General features: G+C 70.1%; 20 protein-coding genes and 1 tRNA gene. 9 read left to right on the forward strand and 12 right to left on the reverse strand.

Annotation, left to right across the window (positions count from 1 at the left end):
* Positions 1–75: 75 nt before the first annotated feature.
* From EDC82_RS10990 to EDC82_RS11005, 4 genes are all read left to right on the forward strand, one after another.
* A complete protein-coding gene (locus EDC82_RS10990) occupies positions 76–1,752 on the forward strand; it encodes a dolichyl-phosphate-mannose--protein mannosyltransferase (RefSeq protein ID WP_131941542.1) in 1,677 nt (558 codons plus the stop codon).
* Between the two features lie 195 nt (positions 1,753–1,947).
* Positions 1,948–3,402, forward strand: a complete 1,455-nt coding sequence (locus EDC82_RS10995) for an amino acid permease (RefSeq protein ID WP_131941544.1) — start codon at positions 1,948–1,950, stop codon at positions 3,400–3,402.
* Between the two features lie 95 nt (positions 3,403–3,497).
* Positions 3,498–4,592 (forward strand): SPFH domain-containing protein, encoded by a 1,095-nt coding sequence (locus EDC82_RS11000; protein WP_131941546.1) that lies wholly within the window; start codon positions 3,498–3,500, stop codon positions 4,590–4,592.
* Positions 4,593–4,880: 288 nt separating this feature from the next.
* Positions 4,881–5,252, forward strand: coding sequence for a hypothetical protein (locus EDC82_RS11005; protein ID WP_006946795.1), 372 nt, complete (start codon positions 4,881–4,883; stop codon positions 5,250–5,252).
* Between the two features lie 208 nt (positions 5,253–5,460).
* Here EDC82_RS11005 and EDC82_RS11010 read toward each other — a convergent pair.
* From EDC82_RS11010 to galU, 7 genes are all read right to left on the reverse strand, one after another.
* Positions 5,461–5,533, reverse strand: a tRNA-Ala gene (locus EDC82_RS11010).
* A 262-nt stretch (positions 5,534–5,795) separates the two neighbouring features.
* Positions 5,796–6,803, reverse strand: coding sequence for a hypothetical protein (locus EDC82_RS11015; RefSeq protein WP_131941548.1), 1,008 nt, complete (start codon positions 6,801–6,803; stop codon positions 5,796–5,798).
* A 446-nt stretch (positions 6,804–7,249) separates the two neighbouring features.
* On the reverse strand, positions 7,250–7,897 hold the full coding sequence (locus EDC82_RS11020) for a GNAT family N-acetyltransferase (protein ID WP_131941550.1): 648 nt from the start codon (positions 7,895–7,897) through the stop codon (positions 7,250–7,252).
* Positions 7,897–8,385 (reverse strand): molybdenum cofactor biosynthesis protein B, encoded by a 489-nt coding sequence (locus EDC82_RS11025; RefSeq protein ID WP_074040827.1) that lies wholly within the window; start codon positions 8,383–8,385, stop codon positions 7,897–7,899. Before EDC82_RS11025 ends, EDC82_RS11020 begins: the two co-directional genes overlap by 1 nt.
* Positions 8,378–8,845, reverse strand: coding sequence for a cyclic pyranopterin monophosphate synthase MoaC (gene moaC, locus EDC82_RS11030; protein ID WP_006943919.1), 468 nt, complete (start codon positions 8,843–8,845; stop codon positions 8,378–8,380). Before moaC ends, EDC82_RS11025 begins: the two co-directional genes overlap by 8 nt.
* Before the next feature lies 1 nt (position 8,846).
* The gene (glp, locus tag EDC82_RS11035; RefSeq protein ID WP_131941552.1) at positions 8,847–10,136 is read right to left on the reverse strand and encodes a gephyrin-like molybdotransferase Glp; all 1,290 of its coding nucleotides are present in this window, start codon (positions 10,134–10,136) and stop codon (positions 8,847–8,849) included.
* 88 nt (positions 10,137–10,224) lie between these two features.
* Complete coding sequence (gene galU / locus EDC82_RS11040) at positions 10,225–11,181, reverse strand: UTP--glucose-1-phosphate uridylyltransferase GalU (protein ID WP_038569218.1); 957 nt, start codon at positions 11,179–11,181, stop codon at positions 10,225–10,227.
* An 18-nt stretch (positions 11,182–11,199) separates the two neighbouring features.
* Between galU and EDC82_RS11045 the strand changes: the two genes are divergently transcribed.
* The 5 genes from EDC82_RS11045 to EDC82_RS11065 all read left to right on the forward strand — a co-directional run bounded on the left by EDC82_RS11045 (position 11,200) and on the right by EDC82_RS11065 (position 14,834).
* Entirely contained in the window at positions 11,200–11,838 is a 639-nt protein-coding gene (locus tag EDC82_RS11045; protein WP_131941554.1) for a 5-formyltetrahydrofolate cyclo-ligase, read from the forward strand.
* 74 nt (positions 11,839–11,912) lie between these two features.
* On the forward strand, positions 11,913–13,448 hold the full coding sequence (locus EDC82_RS11050; protein WP_006943918.1) for a potassium/proton antiporter: 1,536 nt from the start codon (positions 11,913–11,915) through the stop codon (positions 13,446–13,448).
* An 87-nt stretch (positions 13,449–13,535) separates the two neighbouring features.
* Positions 13,536–13,772 (forward strand): FmdB family zinc ribbon protein, encoded by a 237-nt coding sequence (locus tag EDC82_RS11055; RefSeq protein WP_040014333.1) that lies wholly within the window; start codon positions 13,536–13,538, stop codon positions 13,770–13,772.
* Between the two features lie 94 nt (positions 13,773–13,866).
* Positions 13,867–14,352 (forward strand): hypothetical protein, encoded by a 486-nt coding sequence (locus EDC82_RS11060; protein WP_131941556.1) that lies wholly within the window; start codon positions 13,867–13,869, stop codon positions 14,350–14,352.
* Between the two features lie 122 nt (positions 14,353–14,474).
* The gene (locus tag EDC82_RS11065; RefSeq protein ID WP_006945817.1) at positions 14,475–14,834 is read left to right on the forward strand and encodes an MscL family protein; all 360 of its coding nucleotides are present in this window, start codon (positions 14,475–14,477) and stop codon (positions 14,832–14,834) included.
* A 111-nt stretch (positions 14,835–14,945) separates the two neighbouring features.
* On the opposite strand, the gene EDC82_RS11070 is transcribed toward EDC82_RS11065, so the two are convergent.
* Genes EDC82_RS11070 through EDC82_RS11090 form a run of 5 tightly spaced genes read right to left on the reverse strand, consistent with a single transcriptional unit; the run spans position 14,946 to position 23,112 of the window.
* A complete protein-coding gene (locus EDC82_RS11070) occupies positions 14,946–15,197 on the reverse strand; it encodes a hypothetical protein (RefSeq protein ID WP_131941558.1) in 252 nt (83 codons plus the stop codon).
* Positions 15,184–19,134, reverse strand: coding sequence for an AAA domain-containing protein (locus EDC82_RS11075; RefSeq protein ID WP_160126239.1), 3,951 nt, complete (start codon positions 19,132–19,134; stop codon positions 15,184–15,186). The genes EDC82_RS11070 and EDC82_RS11075 overlap by 14 nt, the downstream gene beginning before the upstream one ends.
* 51 nt (positions 19,135–19,185) lie before the next feature.
* Complete coding sequence (locus EDC82_RS11080) at positions 19,186–20,976, reverse strand: VWA domain-containing protein (protein WP_131941562.1); 1,791 nt, start codon at positions 20,974–20,976, stop codon at positions 19,186–19,188.
* A gap of 34 nt (positions 20,977–21,010) precedes the next feature.
* Positions 21,011–21,553 carry an isochorismatase family protein gene (locus tag EDC82_RS11085; RefSeq protein ID WP_131941564.1) on the reverse strand — a complete coding sequence of 181 codons (543 nt, stop codon included), beginning with the start codon at positions 21,551–21,553 and terminating at the stop codon, positions 21,011–21,013.
* A complete protein-coding gene (locus EDC82_RS11090) occupies positions 21,550–23,112 on the reverse strand; it encodes a cytosine permease (RefSeq protein WP_131941566.1) in 1,563 nt (520 codons plus the stop codon). The genes EDC82_RS11085 and EDC82_RS11090 overlap by 4 nt, the downstream gene beginning before the upstream one ends.
* Positions 23,113–23,123: the final 11 nt, after the last annotated feature.

Here is a 23,123-nt window from a genome sequence, read left to right on the forward strand (position 1 = left end):
CAGTGCCACCGACTACGCTGGCCAACCGGGGCAGACCGTCCCACCGCCAGCCCGCGAGGATCGAGGACGCCACCGGTGAACGCCACCCTGACTGACGCCCCGTCGTCCGCCACCCGCGTCGACACCGACGGCCATCCCGACCGTGACGAGTTGATGCTGCGCGAGCGCCTGCTCGGCGCCCCGGCGAGTGCGCAGCAGAAGTTGTGGAGCTGGTTCGGCCCCCTGACGGTCATGCTGATCGGCGGTTTGCTGCGGCTGTGGGATCTGGGGCGCCCGCACCAGCTGATCTTCGACGAGACGTATTACGTCAAGCAGGGCTGGTCGATGATCCTGTACGGCCACGAACGCAAGACGCCCGCGAACATGCCGGAGCCGGACGCGTTCTTCACGCACGGCCAGGTGCCGACCGTATACGGCACCGAACCCGACTTCATCGTCCATCCGCCGTTCGGCAAATGGATGATCGGCGCAGGCGAGCACCTGTTCGGCATCACCTCCTCGTTCGGCTGGCGCATCGCAGTGGCACTCACCGGCACGCTCGCGATCCTGCTCGTCGGGCGCGCGGCCTGGCACCTGTTCCGCTCGGCGACGCTCGCGACGATCGCGGCGCTGCTGACCGCGTTCGAGGGCATGGAATTCGTCATGTCGCGCACGTCGATCCTCGACGGGCTCGTCAGCTTCTGGGCTCTCGCCGGGTTCGTCGCGATCCTCGCCGACCGCGACCGCAGCCGTCGGATCCTCGCGCGCAAGGTCGCGCAGCTGCGTCGTGACGGCGACTGGTCGCTCGATGCGAAGCAGCGCCTCGCCGGCCCGTCGCTCGGCCTGCGCCCGTGGCGCTGGGTCGCCGCCGTGTGCCTCGGCCTCGGCATGGCGACGAAGTGGTCCGACGGGTTCTATCTCGCCGCGATCGGTCTGCTCACCGTGTTCTGGGATCTCGGAGCGCGCCGCGCCGTCGGCGTCCGCCGCTGGCTCTCGGCGACCGTCATCAAGGACGCCGTCACCGGGGCGCTCATCATCGTCCCCACGGCATGCCTGACATATCTGCTCACCTGGGCCGGATGGTTCCACTCGAACGACGCCTGGGGACGCAACTGGGCCGCGAGCAACCCGGCGACCAAGAACACCGGGTTCGCACCCGATTCGAGCCTGTTCTCGTGGCTGCCCGACAGCCTGCGCAGCCTGTGGCAGTACCACATCCAGATGTACGACTCGGCGGAGAGCATCACGTCGCCACACACGTATCAGTCGAACCCGTGGTCGTGGATGGCGCAGACACGCCCCACCTCGTTCTTCTACGAGGCGCCTGCGAAGCGCGATCAGGGGTGCTCGGTCACGGAATGCTCGAAGGCGATCACCTCGCTCGGTAACGTCAGCATCTGGTGGTTCGGCATCGCCGCCCTGCTCGTGTGCGTCTTCATGTGGGCGCTGCGCCGCGACTGGCGTGCCGGGACGCTCATCGCACTCGTGCTCGCCGGATGGCTGCCCTGGTTCAGCTATCAGGAGCGCACCGTCTTCACCTTCTACGCGGTCGTGTTCGCGCCCTACGTCATCCTGGCCGTCACGTACTGCCTGGGCTTGATCCTCGGACCCGCCACCGCGAGCCTGCGACGGCGACGCATCGGCGCCGGCGTCGTCGGTGCGTACGTCGTGCTCGCCGTCGCGACGTTCGTCTTCTTCTGGCCGATCTACACCGCGCAGGTCATCCCCCACGATCACTGGAGCTGGCGGATGTGGCTGCCGTCCTGGATCTGACGGGGGCTTCCGGCGCGGGTCGCGTGCCGACCGGCGGTCGAGGCTCGCGATGCCTGTTGAGGAGCCCGCGGCTTCGCCGATCAGCAATGCGCGACCTCTCATCGCGCTATGACCCAGGTCACGATCTGGGTACGAATCGGGGGACGCGCGGCGGGGCGATTGTCGGATGCGATACGAGCCGTCAGAGTTCTCCACATGAACGCACCCCATCCGCCCGCTGACGGCGAAGCTCTCAGCAGCGGTCTCAAGCCGCGCCACGTCACGATGATCTCGATCGCTGGCGTCATCGGCGCCGGCCTCTTCGTCGGCTCGGCCTCGGCGATCAAGCTCGCCGGCCCGTCGGTCCTCATCGCCTACGCGCTGGCCGGGACGCTCGTCGTCCTCGTCATGCGCATGCTCGGCGAGATGGCGACGGCCAACCCCGACTCCGGCTCGTTCTCCGTCTACGCCGACCGCGCGCTCGGCAAGTGGGCGGGCTTCTCCATCGGGTGGTTGTACTGGTGGTTCTGGGTGCTCGTCATCCCCGTGGAGGCGACGGCCGGCGCGAAGATCCTCTCGGGCTGGATCGACTGGCCCCAATGGGTGTTCGCTCTCATCATCACCGCGTTGCTGACGGTGACGAACCTGTTCTCCGTCGCCAACTACGGCGAGTTCGAGTTCTGGTTCGCGCTCATCAAGGTCATCGCCATCGTCGGGTTCATCGTCCTCGGTGTGCTCGCGATCCTCGGCATCCTTCCCGGCTCGCACGCCTCGGGGCTGCACGGATTCACCGACCACGGCTTCTTCGCCGACGGCTGGAGCGGCGTCCTCGCCGCCATGCTGACGACGATGTTCACGTTCATGGGCACCGAGATCGTGACGATCGCCGCGGCCGAGTCGAAGAACCCGGTCGAGGGCATCCGCAAGGCCGTCAACAGCGTCATCTGGCGCATCTCGCTGTTCTACCTCGGCTCGATCTTCGTGGTCATCGCATTGACGACGTGGAACTCCCCCTCGTTGCAGGAGAACGGCTCCTACCAGGAGGCGCTCAACAACATGGGCCTGAAGAACCTGTCGAGCGTGCTCGACTTCGTCATCCTGACCGCCGTCGCGAGCTGCCTCAACTCCGCGCTCTACACCGCGAGTCGCATGGCGTTCAGCCTCGGCCAGCGCGGTGACGCACCCAAGGCGTTCGCGCGCATCAACCGACGCGGCGTGCCGCAGGTCGCGATCCTCGTCTCCGTCGTCGTCGGCTTCGTCGCCGTGTTCGGCAACTACCTGCTGCCGGAGAAGATCTTCACGTACCTGCTGTCGACGTCAGGCGCCATCGCGCTCATCGTCTACCTCGTCATCGCCGCGACGCAGCTGCGCTCGCGCGCCGCGATGAACCGCGTCGACGCACGCCCGGCCGTACGCATGTGGGCCTTCCCCGTCCTCACCTACGTGACGATGGCGTTCATCGTCTTCACGATCGTCGCGATGGCGCTGCGCGCCGACCAGCGCCTCAACCTATGGCTGACGCTCGGCCTCACCGCCGTCGTCGTCGGCATCGGCATCGCTCGCTACGGCGCGAAGGGCGGCAGCGAGAAAGCGATCCTCGAAGCGATCGAAGCGTCGCCGCACGTCGACACCGAGACCAGCGACCTCGCACGCCACGAACGTCACCCGTGACGCGCGCCTGACCCGAAGCTCGCGCGACGCGCCGCCCACGACGATGTGGGCGGCGCGTCGGCATTCGGGCGTCATCGCGGCTCTACACTCACGCCATGGCCTCGACGATCTTCAGCGTGATCCTGCTCCTGCTCGCCCTCGTGGCCTTCCTCTACGGGCGCCACCTGCGCCGCGCGGGGCGGAAGCAGGCCGTCCCGGACTCACGGGGCGAGGCGGCCACGGCCGGTCGTGCCCGCGCGGGTGATCTTGACGCATCGGATGACGGTGTAGAAGATGTCGACGCCGACGACAGCGATGATCTCGACTCCGGCGCCTCCCCCGCCCGCGGGTTCCTGCACGCCGCGCGTCCCGAGGCGCCGAGCACGCGGGCTCGCGCGCGTCTGGCCTACCTCGTCTCTGCGGCCTGCGCGACGCTCGCCGTCATCGTCCTCGCCGTCGCGAGTTCCGTCGTCGTGCCGACGAAAGAGATCGGTGTCGTGACGACGTTCGGCAAGCCGACGGGCAGCCTCAGCAACGGCTTCCACCTCAAGGCGCCGTGGCAGAAGGTGACGTACATGGACGCCGCGATCCAGACCGACAGCCACACCGCCGACGACAAGAGCTGCATCAACGTGCGCATCGCCCACCAGGCGACGGCGTGCGTCGACGCGTCCATCCGCTGGCGTATCCGCCCCGACGCCTCCGACGCGCTGTTCCAGAATTACCGCGAGTTCTCCAGCATCCGCTCGAGGCTCGTCGACCGGCAGCTGTCCTCGAGCCTCAACAAGGAGTTCGCGTCCTACGACGCCCTCGCCGTCGACGAGAAGGGCAACCCGACGACCCCGACGCTCGCGAAGCTCTCAGAGGACGCGACGAAGGACATGCGCGACCAGATCGGCGACCAGATCGAGGTGCTGTCGGTGATCATCCCGGTCATCAAGCTCGACGACAACACGCAGTCGAAGGCCAACGCGCTGCTCGCCCAGGTCGCGCAGACGCGCATCGCCGAGCAGGGCGTCAAGACGGCCGAACAGCAGGCGAAGGCCAACGAAGCGCTCGCGAAGTCGGTGAGCAAGGACCCGAACGTCCTCGTCTCCAAGTGCCTCGACATGGTCGAGGGCGGCAAGGTGACGCTGCCCGCCGGCTTCTCGTGCTGGCCGTCCTCGGACTCCGCCGTCGTCGTCCCCTCCACCGGCTCCTCGTCGAAGTAACCCCCGCCCCCCTGCGATTCTCGTCCCCCTTCGCGAATCTCGTCCACATCGGCGAACGGCGTCCCCCTTCGCGGATCTCGTCCACATCGGCGATTTTCGGCCGCATTCAACGGACGTTGTGGCGTTGGGGTCGGTGAGCGGCGTTTCAACGCGTCGGGCGGATTCGTTGTCACAGCGCGAAGCGTCACCCTGACCGCGGACTCGCGCCGCACTGCACCGACCCACGCTTTCACCGATGAGGACGGGGGAAGCACGCAGCGCGCCGGGGCGGGCGAGTAGCCTGACACCATGCGTACCTGGGCCATCGCCACCGTCACACCCCTGCTCGTCCTGACCGCGTGCTCCGCCCAGACCCACCGCTTCGACACCGCGACGGAACTGCGCAGCGCAGCCGTCAACGCAGGCCTGCACTGCACCGGGTACAACCCGACGACGCCGCCAGCGGGCGCCTCCAGCTCAGGCGAATGCGTCGGCGGCACCCACGCCATCTTCGTCGTCTACGACGGAGAGAACGCAGCCAAGAAAGCCATCACCGACGCGACCGGCAAACTGACGGGCGACGACGCCATCCTCGCCGGCCCCAACTGGTACGTCATGAGCAGCACTTCAGCCCTCGACGGCATCAAGGACTCCATCGGAGGAGACATCAAGAGCAAGTAGGCGGCGGCTGAACCCGGACTCGAGACGCGCTTTGCGCGTCAGCGCCAGGGGCAGGGCTCGGCACGCGCTTCGCGTCTCGGAGCCACGGGGACTCCGCCATCCTCGCTCCGCTGCGGCGGTTCTCGAATAGCAGTGTTCGACAAATGTGAATACAGACAGCCACCCGGACGAGAATCATGTCCCGGGTGGCTGTCTGTATTCATCTCGGTGGAGCTATGGGGATTCGAACCCCAGACCTTCTCATTGCGAACGAGACGCGCTACCAACTGCGCCATAGCCCCGTGAAGCGAGAGACACGTTACCACCAAGCGGCGCACAGACCAACACGAGGCGCCCCGATCGGCCGTCACCCACCCTGCTCACCGGGCCTGGCGACCCACGCACGGCTCCCTGCTCCTCCACTACCCCACCAGCAGAACGCTCCTTCGTGTCACCGAAAGCACACGTGCAACCCGTCACACCGGAAACGCACCCTCAGACACACGAAGACGGCGGGCGCCCCGTGGGCACCCGCCGTCCGTCGTCAAAGCCTCGCGTGCGGCCTCAGCCGGCGCGGTAGACCTGCGGAAGCTCTTCGTAGTCCTCGTCGAGCGCCATGCCGTCGAACGGCAGATCCTCGACGGGCGTGTTCTCGTACCGCGCGGCGAGCGGGCGCGTATCAACCTCATCGACGGTCGCCGCCGGCTCGACAGGTTCACGCTCGGCCTTCGCCTTCATCGTGTACGTCGGGCGCGGCACCTCGACGGGCGCCCATGCCGCAGCGTCGAACACCTCGGCCTGCGCACGCGCCACGGCGTCCACGTCAGGCTCGACGTCGACGGCCGGCTCGGCGTCGACGTCGCGCTCCGGCAGCTGCGCGACGAGCGGCGACCGCTTCGTCATCGGCACCGCGGTCTCAGCCCCCTCGACCTCGACGCGGGTGGCGCCCACAGTGGCGCTCGAACGCGCAGGCGACGCGGCGCGCGCCGGAGCTGAGACGCCCACCGGGCGCACCGTGGTCGACGCAGCCTTGGCCGTCCGCGCTGCGATCGCCGAGCGGCGCAGCCACACGACGACACCGGCCGTCGCCAGCAGGCCGAGCAACGGCAGCCCCGCCGGCACGAGCGTCAGCAGAGCGAGCAGCGCCGTCACGACGAAGAAACCGAACGATCCGAGCAGGGCAAACAGCTTGACCTTCGGCGACTCGAGAGCCGCCGGCACGCGGGCAAGGCCCTGCGCCGCGCCCTGAAGACGAGCGGGCACCCGCGTCGCCGTCACCTCGAAGCGCTCAGCGGTCGACGCGTGCGCGTCACCCTCGGGGGCGCCGGGCGTCACGCGCGAAGCACCCTTGACGCTGACCTGAGGACGCAGGATCGTGCGCGACGGCTCGTCGGCGCGCGCCGAGACGTCAGCCTGGATCGGGGTACGGCGTTCGAGCATCCTCATCGCCTCCGAGAATCGATCGACGGTGCGCGCGGTCGCGAGATCCTCGCGGCGGCGCACCCAGTGCTTGAGCATGTAGGCAGCCCACACGGCAATGATGACGAAGAAGATCAGGCTGCTGGCACTCACGCACACCAGGCTAGGGCGCGGCGGCATCACAACGAGTGAGCCACGCCGCGCGTGTCGCGCAAAAAACCTTCACTGCGTGGGGTAACAATGCCCCGCCGCCGGCGGACGACGGAGGGCACAGACCGACGTCGGCACCGATCGTCGGTGTGCACGGCGCGGTCGGCTCCGGCGCGCGGATGGCGGAGCGTCGGCGAACGTGGACGAGAATCGCAGTTGTGGACATGAATCGCCGATGTGGATGCCGTTCGCCGATGTGAACGTGAATCGCAGTTGGGTACGGGCCACGTCGAGGCGGGTTTCGACGGCGCTGTTCAGCGGTTCGAGGGGGCAGACGGGTTCAGAGGTCCGAAAGGTCAGACGGGGTCGGGGGGGGCCAGAGGGGGTCGGGGGTCCGAGGAATCAGGCAGGCTCAAGGCGGGTCAGACGGGGTCGATGCGTCCGAGGCGCTATGGCGAGTCGACAGTGTCAACAGTGTCGACGGAGCCCGATCGCTCGAGATTCTGCACACGCTGCACGAGCGTGCCGTCGACCTCGTGGCGCAGCAGTGCGAACGAGCGGTGGTCGCGCCACGCGCCGTCGATGTGGAGGAACTCGCGGCGCACGCCTTCGTCACGCCAGCCGAGCTTTTCGACGACGCGCAGCGAGTTCGCGTTGTCGGGGCGCACGTTGATCTCGAGGCGGTGCAAGCGCTCCACACCGAACGCGTGGTCGGCGGCCATCGCGACGGCCATGGGCGTCAGGCCGTGCCCGGCGAAGCGTTCACCGATCCAGTAGCCGATCGTGCCGCCCTGCTGCGCCCCACGCACGATCGTGAAGATGTGCACCTGCCCGGCCAGGGCACCGTTCCACGTCATCGCCCACGGCAACAACCGACCCGCGCGTGCCTCCGCGTTCTGCTCCTTGACGGCCGCCTTGAAGCCCAGCGCCGGCTCGGGGTAGGGGTTCGTCGAATCCCAGGGGCCCGTCCACCGGCGGTTCGCGGCGCGCAGCGCACTCCACTCCTGCAGATCCCGACGGGGATGCAACGGACGCAACCCCAGCTCACCGCCGCGATAGCGCCGCCGCAGCGTGACGGGCCACGTGCCCGGACCCATCAGTGCGAGCCTCCGTCGAGCTGCGCCATGACGTGCTCGAGGATGCCGTCGAGCACGTCGAGACCGTCGGCCACTCCGCCACGCGAGCCAGGCAGGTTGACGACGAACGCGCGCCCCGCGGCGCCGTCCGCGATGCCGGCGAGCCCACGCGAAAGGACGGCCGTCGCCACCCCTGCGGCCACACCCTTCGCACGCAACGCCTCCTCGACGCCGCTGAGCTGCATCGTGAGGTACGGCCGCGTCTGCTCCGGCGTCGCGTCGCTCGGCGAGACCCCCGTCCCGCCGGTCGTGACGACGACGCGGCACCCGAGCGCGAGCGCGTCACCGAGCGCGTCGCCCACCGCCGGCCCGTCGGCGACGAGTCGCGCGTCGACCGTCCACCCCCGCTCACGTAGCCATGCCGCGATGACGGGCCCGGTCGCGTCGGTGTAGATGCCCTGCGCGGCCCGCGTCGAGCACGTGACGACGGCGGCGCGCCGTTCACTCATGCCAGTCACCGCTGCGCCCACCCGACTTCGCCGTGACGCGCACGTCGGTGATGCGTGCGTGCTTGTCGACGGCCTTGACCATGTCGATGAGCGCGAGCGCCGCGACGCTCACACAGGTCAGCGCTTCCATCTCGATGCCGGTGCGATCGGCGGTGACGACGGTGGCGCGGATGTCGACGCCGTCGTCGGTGACGTCGAGGTCGACCTCGACACCGTGCACCGCGATCGGGTGGGCGAGCGGAATGAGGTCAGGGGTGCGCTTGGCCGCCTGCAACCCCGCGATGCGTGCGACGGCGAGGGCGTCGCCCTTGGGCACGTCACCGTCACGCAGCGCCGCCACGGCGCGCTCGCTCAGCAGCACGCGCCCCGCCGCTGACGCCGAACGTCGCGTCACGGCCTTCGCCGCGACGTCGACCATGTGTGCGCTGCCGTCACCACGCACGTGGGTGAGGTCGCTCATGTCACTCCTTCTCGTCCGCCACGTTCTCGTCGTAGGCGCCCGCCAGGGGCGCGTCGATCGGCCCGTCGAGCACTAGCACGTCGAGCATCTCACCCGTCTCGACCTGGCGGGCCTCTCGCGGCACGCGCGCGAGCGCGTTGGCCTCGCCCAACTCACCGAGGTGATGCGATCCCTGGCGCGCATTGGCACGGATCGTCAGCTCACCGTCAGCGCCGCGCACCGCGTGGACCCGCGCGTACTGGGCACGTCCACGCGGGCACGTCCACCCCGGGCCACGCACGACGCCGCGTCGCCACACGGGCGCCGGGCGCCCGCTCATGTGCGCGAGCGCGGGTGCGACGAACACCCAGAACGACACGAGCGTGCTCATCGGGTTGCCGGGCAGCGTGAACACCGGCACTCCCCGCTCGCCGAGCAGCCCGAAACCCTGCGGCTTGCCGGGCTGCATCGCGACCTTGTCGAACGTCACCTCGCCCGCCTCGATCAGCGCGGCCTTGACGACGTCATACGCCCCCGCGCTCACCCCACCCGTCGTGATGACGGCGTCAGCCGTCGCGACGGCACGCTCCAGCACCCGCGCCACCTCGCCGGCATCGTCACGCACGTGCGCGACCTCGACGAGTTCGGCTCCCACCGCAGCGACGAGCGCAGCGAGCATCGGCCCGTTCGAATCGTGGATCTGCCCATGCTGCAGCGCTTCTCCGGCCGGACGCAGCTCGTCCCCCGTCGACAGCACGACGACGCGCGGGCGCGGTGCCACCTCGATGTGATCCACCCCCGCCGAGGCGATGACGGCGACGTGTTGCGGTGCGATGATCGTGCCGGCGCGCAGCAGCACGTCGCCGATGCGCACGTCTTCGCCGCGTCGGCGGATGTGGCGCCCGTCCTCCACCTCGCCCGTGAACCGCACGCGCTCCAGCCCACCGTCGCTCTGCTCGACCGGCACCACCGTCGTCGTCCCCGACGGCACCGGCGCGCCCGTCATGATGCGCCAGGCCCCACCCGGCGCGCATGTCAGCTCACGTGTGTCACCGGCCGGGATGTCGCCGACGACGGGTAGCTCGCCGTCCGCAGCGTCCCCGGCTCGCAGGGCGTACCCGTCCATCGCGGAATTCGTGAACCCCGGCAGGTCGACGCCGCTGCACACGTCAGCGGCGAGCGCCCGCCCGAGGACGTCACCGACCCACCCGCCGTCGGCCAGCGCCACCCGCCGCGCAGGCAGCCGTGGAACGGCCGCGAGGATGCGCGCGAGGTGCTCGGCATCGGTGATGAGTTCGGGGGCGTGCGACATGCCCCCATTGTGCAACCCACCACCGACAACGCCCCGTTCGCAACCGGATTCGGTTGCGAACGGGGCGTCATCCCCATGCTGGATGGCGTCAGGCGCCGCGCTCGGTGCGAGTGCGCCCCTTGCCCTCGTCGGTCTCGACCCAGCCCTGCAGCCAGGAGCGGAAGTCGGAACCGAACTCGTTGTGACGCGTGCCGAGACGCACGACGGCCTTGAGGTAGTCGAGACGGTCGCCCGTGTCGTAACGGCTGCCGCGGAAGACGACACCGATGACGCCGGCGCCCTCACCCGTCGCGCTCGCACGCTCGGCGAGCGCGTCCGTCAGCTGGATCTCGCCGCCGCGTCCCGGCTCCGTCTTCTCGAGCACCGCGAAGATCGACGGGTCGAGCACGTAGCGGCCGATGATCGCAAGGTTGCTCGGCGCCTCCCCCGCGGCCGGCTTCTCGACGAGACCGGTGACGCGCACGACGTCTTCGCCCTCGCCCTCGATCGGTTCGACGGCCGCGCAGCCGTAGAGGTGGATCTGGTCGTCCGGCACCTCCATGAGCGCGATGACGGACCCGCCGTGCTTGGCCTGCACGTCGATCATCTGCTCGAGCAGGTGGTCGTCCTCGTCGATGAGGTCGTCGCCGAGCAGGACGGCGAACGGCTCGTCGCCGACGTGGTTGCGCCCGACGAGCACGGCGTGGCCGAGGCCGCGCGGCTCGCCCTGGCGGATGAAGTGGACCTCACCGAGGTCGGCCGACTTCTGCACACGCTTGAGGCGCTTCTCGTCGCCCTTCTTCTCGAGGGCCCGCTCGAGCTCCCAGTGGCGGTCGAAGTGATCCTCGAGAGCAGCCTTGGAACGACCGGTGATCGTGAGGATGTCGGGAACCCCTGCGCGCACCGCCTCTTCGACGACGTACTGGATGGCCGGCTTGTCGACGACCGGCAGCATCTCCTTGGGGATGGCCTTCGTGGCAGGCAGGAAGCGCGTGCCGAGCCCGGCGGCCGGGATGACGGCCTTGCGCGCGCGACGGCGAGGAGCGGAGGACGGCGTTTCAGTCATGAGCCTAGGCTAGCCCTCATGACCGACAACGGGGCCCCGGATGCACCGACCGGCGCGACACCTCCGCGCGACGTCGAGCCGACGCCCGACGAGCGCGAGCGCGTCGCCAAGCGCGATTTGCGCGCACGACTTCGCGCCGCGCGTCGAGAGCGTCGTGATGCGACGAGCCCCGAGCAACGTCACGCCGACGGACTTGCGCTGCTGCGTCACCTCGAACCGCTGCTGGCACGCGCCACCCGCGTCACCTCGTTCGAGCCGCTGACAAGCGAGTCGAACCTCGAACCGATCAACGCCGCCGCCAGGGCGCGCGGGCGCCTGCTCGTGCCGATCACGCTCGCCGATCTCGACCTGTCCTGGCGTGACGTCGCCACGGGCGACGACCTGGGCACGAGTGGCATCGCGGCCGCCGACCTCGTCATCGCGCCCGCGCTCGCGATCGGCCCGAACGGCGAACGCCTCGGCCAGGGCGGCGGCTGCTACGACCGCGCCCTGCCGCGCCGACGGCCGGGCACACCCGTCGTCGCCGTCGTCTTTCCCGACGAGCTGCTGACCGGCCCCGATGCGCCCCGCATCCCGGTCGAGGCGCATGACGAACGCGTCGACGCGGCCCTCACCGTGGACGGCCTCGTCCGCTTCGGCGACGCCCTGGGATACTGAGGCACCGGCCCGCGACGAGGCCGAGCCGACGCCGACGCACCCACCCGCTGACGCCGACCTGAGGAGGGGGCCCGATGATCGAAGCCGCCGCCACCACCGGGTTTGACACCGCCGACCTGCCGCTGACGCTGCTGGTCGGCTCGCTCGTCCTGCTCGTCGCCGTCGCCGCCGTTCGCCTCGCCAACCGCTCGGGGCTGCCGACGCTGCTCATCTACCTCGCGATCGGCGTCGCTCTCGGTGAGGGTGGGCTCGGCATCGGCTTCGAGAACACGAACCTCACGCAGGTGCTCGGCTATTGCGCGCTCATCCTCATCCTCATCGAGGGCGGTCTGACGACGCAGTGGAGCAGCATCCGCGCGTCCGTCGCCCCGGCCCTGCTGCTGTCGACGCTCGGCGTGCTCGTCTCCGTCGCGGTCGTCGGTTCGGCGACGCACCTCCTGCTCGACTTCGACTGGAAGACGTCGCTGCTGCTCGGCGCCATCGTCTCCTCGACGGACGCCGCGGCCGTGTTCTCGGTGCTGCGCAAGGTGCCGCTGCCGCATCGCCTCGCTGGCGTGCTCGAGGCCGAGTCGGGCTTCAACGACGCGCCCGTCGTGCTGCTCGTCGTCGCCCTCGCGGACGAGGTGGTGCCCGGCGGCGAGCACCACGGCGTCCTCTCCCTCGCCGGTATGGCGGTGTTCGAACTCGCCGGTGGCGCGCTCGTCGGCCTCGCTGTCGGCTGGGTGCTCGGCGCCCTCTCGCAGCGCATCGCGCCCGGCTCGTCAGGTCTGTTCGCCATCGGCGTCGTCGCCGGGGGTGTCCTCGCCTATGCCGCGGCGTCCGTCGTCCACACGAGCGGCTTCATGGCGACCTACCTCGCGGCGCTCGTCCTCGGCAACATGCCGATCCCCCACCGTCAGGCCGTGCGCGGCTTCGGGCAGGCGATGGGGTGGCTCGCGCAGATCGGCCTGTTCGTCCTGCTCGGCCTGCTCGCCTCCCCCAGCCGCCTCATGGACCAGTTCGTGCCCGCCATGGTCGTCGGCTTCGTCCTGCTCCTGCTCGCCCGCCCCGCCTCGATCATCGCGTCGATGACGCCGTTCGGCTTCTCCTGGCGCGAGCAGGTGTTCCTGTCATGGGCAGGGCTTCGCGGCGCGGTGCCGGTCGTCCTCGCGACGGTGCCGCTCACCGCGGGCGCCGAGCAGATGCGCTGGATCTTCGACCTCGTCTTCGTCCTCGTCGTCGTCTTCACGTTCCTGCAGGCCCCGACGCTGCCGCTCGTCGCCCGCATGCTCGGCATCGGCAACGACGCGCACGCCGTCGAGCTCGAGGTCGAGAACACGCCGCTGACGGAACTGCGCGCCGACATGCTGCACGTCAAGGTCGGCGAGCACTCGCAGCTCGTCGGCGTCATGCTGTACGAGCTGCGCCTACCGGTCGGCGCGAACGTCACCCTCGTCGTCAACGGCGATCGCAGCTACGTGCCCGGCGAGCGCAGCGTGCTGCGCGCCGGCGATCAACTGCTCGTCGTGACGAAGGAGACGGTGCGCGCGCGCACCCTCGCCCGCTTCCGCGAGGTGAGCGAGGGCGGACGCCTCGCCGGTTGGCGCATGCCCACCGCGCCCCGTGCATGAGCGACGCGCGCCTGCCTCACCCTGACGCTGCCTTACCATGACGCAGTCGAACCAGCGCCGCCCGCCGGCACGAGAGAAGGAATGACGATGCCCACCTACGCCTACGCGTGCAAGGAATGCGGCCACGGTTTCGAGGCGCGCCAGTCGTTCGACGACCCCGCTCTCACGACGTGCCCCGAGTGCGGCGGCCCGCTGCGCAAGGTGTTCAACAGCGTCGGCGTGACGTTCAAGGGGGCGGGTTTCTACCGCACCGACAGCCGTTCCTCCGGCACGAGCTCGAGTTCCGGTTCGAGCTCGAGCGGTTCGAGCAGCTCCGACGCCTGACGGCCATCCCCAGGTGTGACGGCCGGGCACCCTGATCCACAGCCTGCGGCGTGACGACGCGCGCCGTCGACGCGGTTCGCCCTAGCGTCGAGCCATGCCCTCACTGCGCACCCTCGACGTCGTCCACCGCCTCAACGCCCCGACGCGCGCGGCCGCGACGCGTCGCCGCCGGCTGCGCAAGGCCGCGGCCATCACCTGCCTGCTCGTCGGCGCGGCGCTCGCGGCACCGTCGGGCGGCGCCCCCGCTCCTGCGGCGTCCGCGGCCACGTCGGGCGCGTCGGCCGACGGCCCTGCACCGGCCGCTCTGCGGGGACGCCACATCGTGCGCATCACGGCGGTGGGGCCGAACCCACAGGATGCCGCCCGCGTCGACGTGTGGGACGCCTCCGGGACGCGGCTCGTCAGCTGCGCCCCGACCTACCCGGGTTCGTCTCGAGTTCCCGCTCGCGATGTGATGTCGAACACGTCGCCAAGCACGGTCTCGATCGCGCTGACCGATGCCGAGACCGTCCGCGTGGCCAAACATCTGGGAAACGCCGCGGATTCGGGAAGCGGCCTCCTCGTCACCGGCTGCCTGTGAGCGATGGCCTTATATCACGCACGACGACACGCCTGGCCGTTTTGATTTCCCGACTTTCCACCCATCTGGGTACTCTCATCACTGCACCTTCCACACAGCATTCCGAGCAGTTAGGAGAAGCCATGAAGGGCTTCAAGGACTTCATCATGCGCGGCAATCTCATCGAGCTTGCCGTCGCCTTCATCATGGCCGGCGCGTTCGCGAAGGTCGTCGAGGCCTTCGTCACGATCGTCATGGACCTGCTGGGCAAGCTCGGCGGCACGCCGGACTTCTCGTCCTACAAGCCGGGCGGCGTCCACGTCGGCGCGTTCCTCACGGTTCTCGTCAGCTTCCTCGTCCTCGCGTTCGTCGTGTACTTCGCGATGGTCAAGCCCTACGAGGCTGCCAAGGCCCGCTTCGCCAAGCCGGCTGACGCCGAGGACACCGAGCTGTCGCTGCTGGCCGAGATCCGCGACGAGCTGCGCGCCGGCCGCCGCCTCTGAGGCTCATCGAGCGCATGAGGCCTCTCGGTCTCTGAGCGCACGAAGGGCGTGAACACCATGGTGTTCACGCCCTTCGTCATGTCCGCTCCGCCATTCCCCCGGAGCCCAGGCTCAACCCCAGTGCGGCGGACGCTGATCGAGGTACCACTGATCCTGAGCGCTGCGCGGCCCCGGCGCGTCGTCGTCACGGCTCCACCAGCGCGACCAGTCGGCGTCAGGCGTGGCCGACGCGGGCGCCGCGGCGCCGTCAGCGGCGACCTCACCGTCGCGGCTCGTGGCAACCTGCGTCTGCCCGTCCACCGTGCGCGTCGCAGGCGCCGACGCCCGGCGCGGACGACGACGACGGGGCTCAGAATCGCTCATCGTTCTCCTCCGCGAGGAGGCGACCCACGAGCGCGACGATGCGGGAGCTATCGCGGGCCGGATCGCGGAACAGGTCGACGGTCCACACGCGATCATGGTGCCAGCCGAGCCGCTCCAGCGCCTCGGGGCGCAGCCGATCACGTTCGCGGACACTGCCCATCGCGGCGTAGGCATCACCGTCGCTCTCGACCGCGAGCAGCATGCGGCCAGGCTCCCTCGGATGCTCGACGGCCAGGTCGACACGCATCCGCGAGTGTCCGTACCCGGTGTGCACGACGAGGCCCTCGGCGCGCAGGCGCCGCGCGAGGTCCTCGACGACGTACGGCACGGGCACGATGACGGCGTCCGCGCCGACGCGGCGCAGCGCCACCGACCCCGACGACGACGTGCGGCGCCGTCGCCCGGCGACGACGGTGACGAGTTCGTCACCGTCGAGCTCCGGCTCGCCCGCGCCGGTGTCGAGGCGCTCATCGCACTCGGCGACGTAGAGCAGGAAGTCGCGCAGGAGCACCGCGCCGCGTGAGCGCAGCGCGGCCGGGTCGACCTCGTCGCCGGTGAACGCGGAGACGACGTCCATGCGTCGGCGCGCGCGGGAGATGGCGACGTTGAGGCGACGCTCACCGCCGACGTGGTTGAGCGCCCCGAACCGGCGCACGAGAGCGCCCGTGGGGTACGGCGCGATGCCGAGGGAGAGGATGACGGCGTCGCGCTCGTCGCCCTGGACGCGTTCGAGGTTCTTGACGAAGAACGGCGCCTCCGGGTGGGCGGCGAGGAACGCGGCGAGCTCGCTGTCGACACGTGCCTGCGCGGTGACGGCGCGTTCGAGGCGGCGAGCATGCGTGAGGCCGAGGGTGATGACGCCCAGCGACTCGTGCGGGCGCTGCGCGGCGTGCTGGCGCACGAGGTCGAGGACGGCCTCGACCTCGGCCTTGCCCTGATCCGGCGCCGCCTCGTCGGGGTACGGTTCGCGCACCTCGACGCGGTGAAGGCGCAGCACGTTCTCGACGTCGGCGCGCGGGAAGGTGATGAGTTCACCCTCGTAGACCGCTTCGTTTGAGAAGGCGATGAGACGCTCGTCGAGAGAGCGGTAGTGCCAGCGCAGGTGGCGCACGGGCAGCAGGCCGGCGAGCACGTCGAGCACGGATTCGCCCGTGTGCGCGGTGTCCTCCCCCGCCGAGGTGCGCTGGAAGAAGCTCGTCGGCGCGAGCTGCTGTGTGTCACCGGCGACGACGACCTGCACGCCACGCGAGATCGCCGAGATCGCCTCGGCGGGCGGGATCTGGCTCGCCTCGTCGAAGATGACGACGTCGAACCAGCGCCCCGGCGGCAGCGTCTGCGCGACGACGAGCGGGCTCATCGCCCAGCACGGCGCGAGCGCCGTCATGAGATCCGGCGCACCAGCGAAGGCCTGACGCAGCGCGTCGGCGCTGCCCGCGTGGTGACCGAAGACGAGAGCCGCCTCCATCGCCTCGACCTGCTCGGGCAGGTGCTGCGCGACGGCGTCGATGCGCCGGTAGGCGCGCTGACGCACGCGGTGTGGTGTCTCGTCGAGATGACGGCGATCAGCTGCTGCGTAGCGCTGCGCGGCGGCGCGCAGGTCGTTGCCGCGGTGCTCCTCGTACGCCGGATCCTGACGGCGCACGCGCTCGAGCACGCTCGTCCACCAGATGAACTCCCACTCGGCGGGCACGGCGTCCTCGTTCACGCCCCGCGCCGCGAAGTCGTCGACGACCGGTCCGAGGCCGAGAGCGCGCAGGCGGTCGATCTGCGAGCCGGAGCGCGCCGCGACCTCGATACGGTCGGCGTCGGCGGCGAGGGTCTGGAGGCGTGCGGCGAGCTCGTCGAGGTCGAGCGTCACGAGGTTCGTCGCACCGCGCGTGCCCTCGAGACGCTGCCCGAGCCAGTCGAGTTCGTCGGTCAGGCGCGTGTGCGCGGCGCGCACCTGCTCCGTCATCGGCGGCACGCAGGGGCGCCCCTGCCCGCCGAACTCACGCCAGCGCGCCTGCTCGTCGGCGGCGCGCTGCAGCATGGCGTGCAGATCCTCGGGCGGACGCCCGGGACGCAGCGTCGCGCGGGCCTCCTTGAGCAGCCGGCGACGCTCCATCGCGCCCACCTGGTGCTCGGCGCCCTTGCGCTCGGTACGCGGCGCGCTCGCGACGACGCCCGCGTCGAGGTCGAGCGCGAACACGTCGGAGGTGAACACGTCGAGGGTCTTCGTCACGTGGCTCATGAGGTCGAGCACGTCCGAGGCCTGCGTCATCGTCGTCGGCACGGGCAACCCTGCCGCGTCCGCGAGGGCCGCGAGCGACGCACGGTGGCGGGCCAGTTCGCCGCCGGCCTCATCGGCCGAGCCGTCGTCGCCCGAGCCTCCGCCAACCGAGCCGTCATCGCCGGCCAGTCGCAGCACGAGGTCTCGAGCGCGTTCGCTGTGCTCGCTACCGCGCACGCGCGCGCCGAACCAGGCGTCGGGTTCGCCCTCGCCCTTCCACGCGCGATCCTGCGCGAGTCCGAGCAGCGTGCGTCCGGTCTCGTCGCGCGCCTCGGTGTCGAGACGGTTGAGCGGCTCGCCCTCGAGACGCACGCGTGAGCGCGGCGGGTGCGGCAGGGCGTTGAGTTCGGCGATGCGGCTCTGCGCGTCGTGCGCGCTGACGCCGAACGGGTCGCGCACGCGGTGCAGGGCGCGCACGTGCTCGATCAGGGTGACGCGCTCGGATTCGAGTTCGTCGATGACGCGCGGGTCCGGCCCGTCCGCGCTCGGACCGTCGCCGTGCGGTGAGCGCAGGGCGTCACCGACGTGCGGGGCACCCGCTGCGGGCGCGGTGACGAGGCGTCGCGCGAGGGTGTCGACGAGGTCGGCGGGCGTGCCGGAACCGGCGTGCGCGTCGAGCATGAGGTCGCCGAGGCCAAGCGCCGACAACCGTCCGATGACGGCGTCGATCGCGGCGCGCTTCTCCGCGACGAACAGCGCGCTCTTGCCGTGCGCGGTCAGCGTGGCGACGAGATTTGCGATCGTCTGGCTCTTGCCGGTGCCGGGTGGGCCCATGAGGACGAGGTGCTGGCCACCCATGACGGCGTCGATCGCCGCCTGCTGCGCCGAGTCGGCGTCGAGGACGAGGAACTCCTCGCGCGGGTCGGCGTCGAGCCCAGCGGCGGGCGCCTCGGCGCCGACGTCGAAGATCGACGCCTCGTCACCGGCCATCGCGGCGACGACGGGATGCGTGTGCAGGCGCGGCGCCTGCTCTGCGACGTCGCGCACCATCGACAGCTTCGCGTAGCTGAACGTCGAGACGACGAGGCGCTCGTCGATGCGGAACCCCGGGATCGACGCGCCCGCGCGGCGCATCATCGCGTACGTCGGGGCCGGGTCGAACCCGTGCGGGCCGGCCGACGACGCCGTCACGTACTCGTGGTCGATGTTGATGCCGCGTGAGGCGAAGTAGGTGGACAGCGCCGAGTTGAGTTCGACGGTGCGCGAGACCTCGAGGACGAGATCGTCACCGCCGCGGCCACCGAAGTGGATGTCGCACTGGCGCAACAGGATCGGCGCGGCCGGCACCGCGTCACCGCTCATCTGCCACGTCGCGCGGCCGAGGGCGAGGAAACAGCTGAGGATGCCGCGCTCCTCGAGCAGTTCGCGTGACAGGTCACGGATCGCGAGCGCCTTCTCGTACGCCTCGGCGTACGCGTGCTCCGAGCGCACGATCTGCGACAGCAGCACGCTACGTCCCGACAGCAGCTTCGCGACGCCCGCCGGGTGCGCCGTCGTGAGGTCGAGCTCGACGGAGTCGTCGGTGCGCTGCCACAGCAGCGAGTTGCGCCCGCCGAGGTCGACGAGGTGACGCTGCCACACCGCGGCGGCATCACGCACGGCCTGACGACGGTCTTCGTCCGCCGCGTTCATCGTCTCGTGCGCAGCGTTCACGTGTTCGTTCGTCACCACGGCAGGTTATCGGTGAAACCTGGCGTTCGTCGTCAGGCTCCCCGGCGCTCAGTAGTCGGAGCGGCGCAGGAACGCGTCGACGAACACGCCGGAGATCTGCTCGGGTGTCTTCGTCTGGTAGCTGAGGCCGTCGGTGGCCTTGGCGATGCGCTTGAGCGCGTCGGGGTCGGTACCCGTGCCGAGCGAGATCGTGACGATCTTGACGGGCTTGTCGGCCGAGTACTGCGACTTGAGGCGCGCGAGGAGCTGATCGAGCGAAAGGCCGCCGTTTGGGTCGTCGTTCGTGCCGTCGGTGAGGACGACGACGGAGTTGACGTAGTTCGGGTCGTAGGTGTCGGTGACGCTCTTGTACGCCGCCGCGATCGTGTCGTACAGCGCCGTGTCGCCGTTCTTCGCTGCGAGGCCCGGCAGCGTGTGCGCCTTCGCGATGAGGCCGTTTCGGTAGGTGTCGTCGAGGATCGGCTGCTCACCGTTCGTCAGCGGCAGGTAGTCGACGTGGTTCTTCTGCAGGTTGGAGCTGAACGCCCAGGCCCCGAGGCGCGTGGTCTTCGGCAGCACGTCGAGCGCCGCGATGGCGGTGCTCTCCATCAGCTCGATGCGGCTCTGGCCGCCGTCGATCTTCGTCTGCATCGACCCGGAGACGTCGATGAGGACGAGCATCCGCGCGTCCTTCTTGAGGTTCGTCCAGGCCGTGTCGGCGCTGACGGTCGTCGCTTGCAACGCAGGCGCCATCATCGGCAGCGATGCCGGTAGGACGCTGCCGCCCGCCGGAGCGTCACTGCCGCCGTCGCGGAAGCCCTGCTCGCTGCGGTAGGTCTTCTCCGCGGGGCTGAGCAACTGCTGCTTCAGCGCATCGAGGGCAGCGCTGTCGGCCTGGGTGCCGCGCACCGGCGTCACCCACTGATACTCGAGTTGTTTCGCGCCGCCCGTCGGCACCATCGGCGTCAGCGGCTTGTCGGGGTGGGCCTTGTTGAACGCGAGCATCTGCTGCTCGCTCACCGGGTAGATGCGCGCGCGGTCGGCGCCCTGCAGCGCGTTGCCGTCCATCGTCGCGGCCGTCGTCAGCGACCGCGACAGGCGCAGCACCGCGCGCATGAGGTCGGAGCGCGCGTCGTTGGTGTTGGCCTGCTGATCTGCGGCGATGACGGCGAGCAGGCTCTCCGTCGCGACATCGGTGTCGATGAAACTAACGGGCAGCTTGTTGTCGAGCACGCTCAACCAGCTGTTCGGCTTCTTCGCCGCGCTGCGCAGGCTCGCGGGCACGCCCATGACGACGGGGCTCGTCGCGATCGTGTCGCCCGTCGTCACCCAGCCGCTGCCGAGCTTCTTCTCGATGAGCTGCGTCCACGCGGGCGAGTCGCTGATCCACACCTGCGGTTCGCTCGGCGAACTCGTGATGATCGACTGGTACGTGTCGCCCGGGTTCTGCGAGCTGACGCTGTACGACGCGCATACGTCACCGCGTGCCTCGACCTGATCCGCCGCGTGACGGACGGCGTCGGCGATCGCCGCGGGAGCCGCCACCTGCACGACCGACTGCGCCGAGCAGTTCGTACGCCCCTCGCCGTGCGCGGCGACCACCTTCGTCGCCCCCGCCCCCGTGACGGCGACGACGCCGGCCAGCCCGGCGAGCGCCATCACCCGACGACGGGTGGGGACGCTGGGCGTGGGCGTGTGATGTTCGGCCATGACGCCCCAATGTACCGGGGAGGTGGTGGCCGAGGCTGCGATCTGCAGTTCGACGCCTGCTGGGCGCGCGTCGTTGCCTGCGAGTTCGAATCCCGCCGCGCGGGGTTGCTGCTCCCATCCGTCGAGCAGTACGCACCCTGTTGACGACACGACGTCAGGTCGAGACGCGTCGTCAGCACACGCTTCAGTGCACCGTGATCTGCGGCGCGAACAGTCGCATGACGTCGAGGGCGCGCTCGTGGTTCGTGACGTCCGAGCCGGCGCAGGCCGAGGCGACGACGTGGACGCGCGCCCCGGCGTCAGCGGCAGCGAGTGCTGTCGCGACGACGCAGCAGTCGGTGGAGACACCCGCGAGCACGAGCGTCGGGGTGTCGCCTGTGAGTACGCGCACCTGCTCGCCCCACTTGCCGAACGTCGGTTCGTCGACATGGTGGGCGCCCGCCGCGATGTCGGCGACCTCGGGCACGAGGGCGTACATCTCGTCGTCGCCCGGGCGGGCCGCGAACGGCCACGCGGCGTAGTAATCCGCCCACGATCCTTGCGGCGGCAGCTGCGGCACGAAGCGCGTGACGATCGTGCGGCCGGTGTACCGCTCAGCCGATGCATGCATCGGCGTGAGCGCGGCGGAGAACATCGGCGAACCCCACTCGCTCGAGGACGAGGCGAACACCACCTGCGGGTCGATGATGACGAGCCACGCGTCGTCGGGAAGCCCGTCGGCGATCATGACGTCACCTTCCCGCGCCGGTCGTCCGAGCCCACAACGCCGCGTTCGGCGTCATCGTCGAGTTCCTGACGACGCACCCGCCCACGTCGCAGCAGCAGCGTCGCGACGAACGACAGCACGAGCGCGAGGAGCACGCCGATGTTGGAGTAGGCCCAGTCGCCGCTCCAGCCGTCCGTCGTCTCGTGGCCGAGGCCGAGCGGGTCGAGCAGGTAGCCCTGCCAGTTGTTCCACGACGCGTCCGCGGCGAAGCTGTTGACGACGAGCCCCCACCCGATGACGGAGGCGACCGCGAGGACGGCCAGTGACGTCCAGTCGAACGCGTCGTAGCGTCCGCGGGCGTCGAACAGCGCAGCCTCGTCGTAGTCGCGGCGCCGCAGCGCGATGTCGGCGATCATGATGCCCGCCCACGACGCGAGCGGCACGCCGAGGGTGATGAGGAACGACTGGAACGGGCCGAGGAAGTCCTGCGCGAAGAACACGACCCAGATCGTGCCGAGCGTCAGGATCGCACCGTCGACGAGCGCCGCCGCCGGCCGTGGGATGCGCACGCCGAGGCTGAGCAGCGTCAGGCCCGAGGAGTAGATGCCGAGCACCGCGCCGGACACGAGCGCGAGTACGGCCGCGACGAGGAACGGGACGAGGAACCACGTCGGCAGGATCGTCGCGAGCGTGCCGACGGGGTCGGCGGCGATGCCTTCCTCGAGCTTCGGATTCGATGCGGCGAGCAGCAGACCGTACGTCAGCAGCAGAGCGGGCGCGACGGCGCCGCCGAACGTGTTCCAGAAGACGATCGCGCCGCCCGAGGCGTCACGGCGCTGGTAGCGCGACCAGTCGGCGGCGATGTTGATCCAGCCGAGCCCGAACCCCGTCATCACCATGACGAGCGCGCCCGTCACCGCCTGCCATGAACCGGCGGGGACGGCCGTCACCGCGCTCCAGTGCACCTCGTCGAGGGTGAGGGCGACGTAGGCGAGGGTGGCGAGCCCCGTCAGCCAGGTGAGGACGGACTGCAGCTTCATGATGATGTGGTAGCCGGCGACGGAGGCGAGCACGATCATCGCGGCGACGACGACGGCGGCGATGATCTTCGTGGCCGTGCCACCGCCCCAGCCGAGCCGGTCGAAGATCGTGGACGTCGCGAGCACCGCCATGATCGACAGGAACGTCTCCCACCCGATCGACGTCAGCCACGAGATGACGCCCGGCACCTTCTGGCCGCGGACACCGAACGCGGCGCGCGACAGCACCATCGTCGGCGCGCTGCCCCGCTTGCCGGCGACGGCGATGAGTCCGCACAGCAGGAACGACAGGACGACGCCGACGACGCACACCGCGAGCGCCTGCGCGAAAGAGATGCCGAAGCCGAGGACGAACGAGGCGGTCGCCATGCCGAAGACGCTGACGTTGGCCGCGAACCATGGCCAGAACAGGTCGCGCGGGCGCGCCGTACGCTCCGATTCGTCGATGATCTCGATGCCCGCGGTCTCGACGGAGAGGCGACGGGATGCGGCCGCAGTGGCGGCCTGCCGCGACGCTGCGGCGTCAGCTGGTGTGCTCATGCGCTCATCGT

The organism is Dermacoccus sp. SAI-028 (assembly GCF_004346775.1).
Lineage (GTDB): Bacteria > Actinomycetota > Actinomycetes > Actinomycetales > Dermatophilaceae > Dermacoccus > Dermacoccus nishinomiyaensis.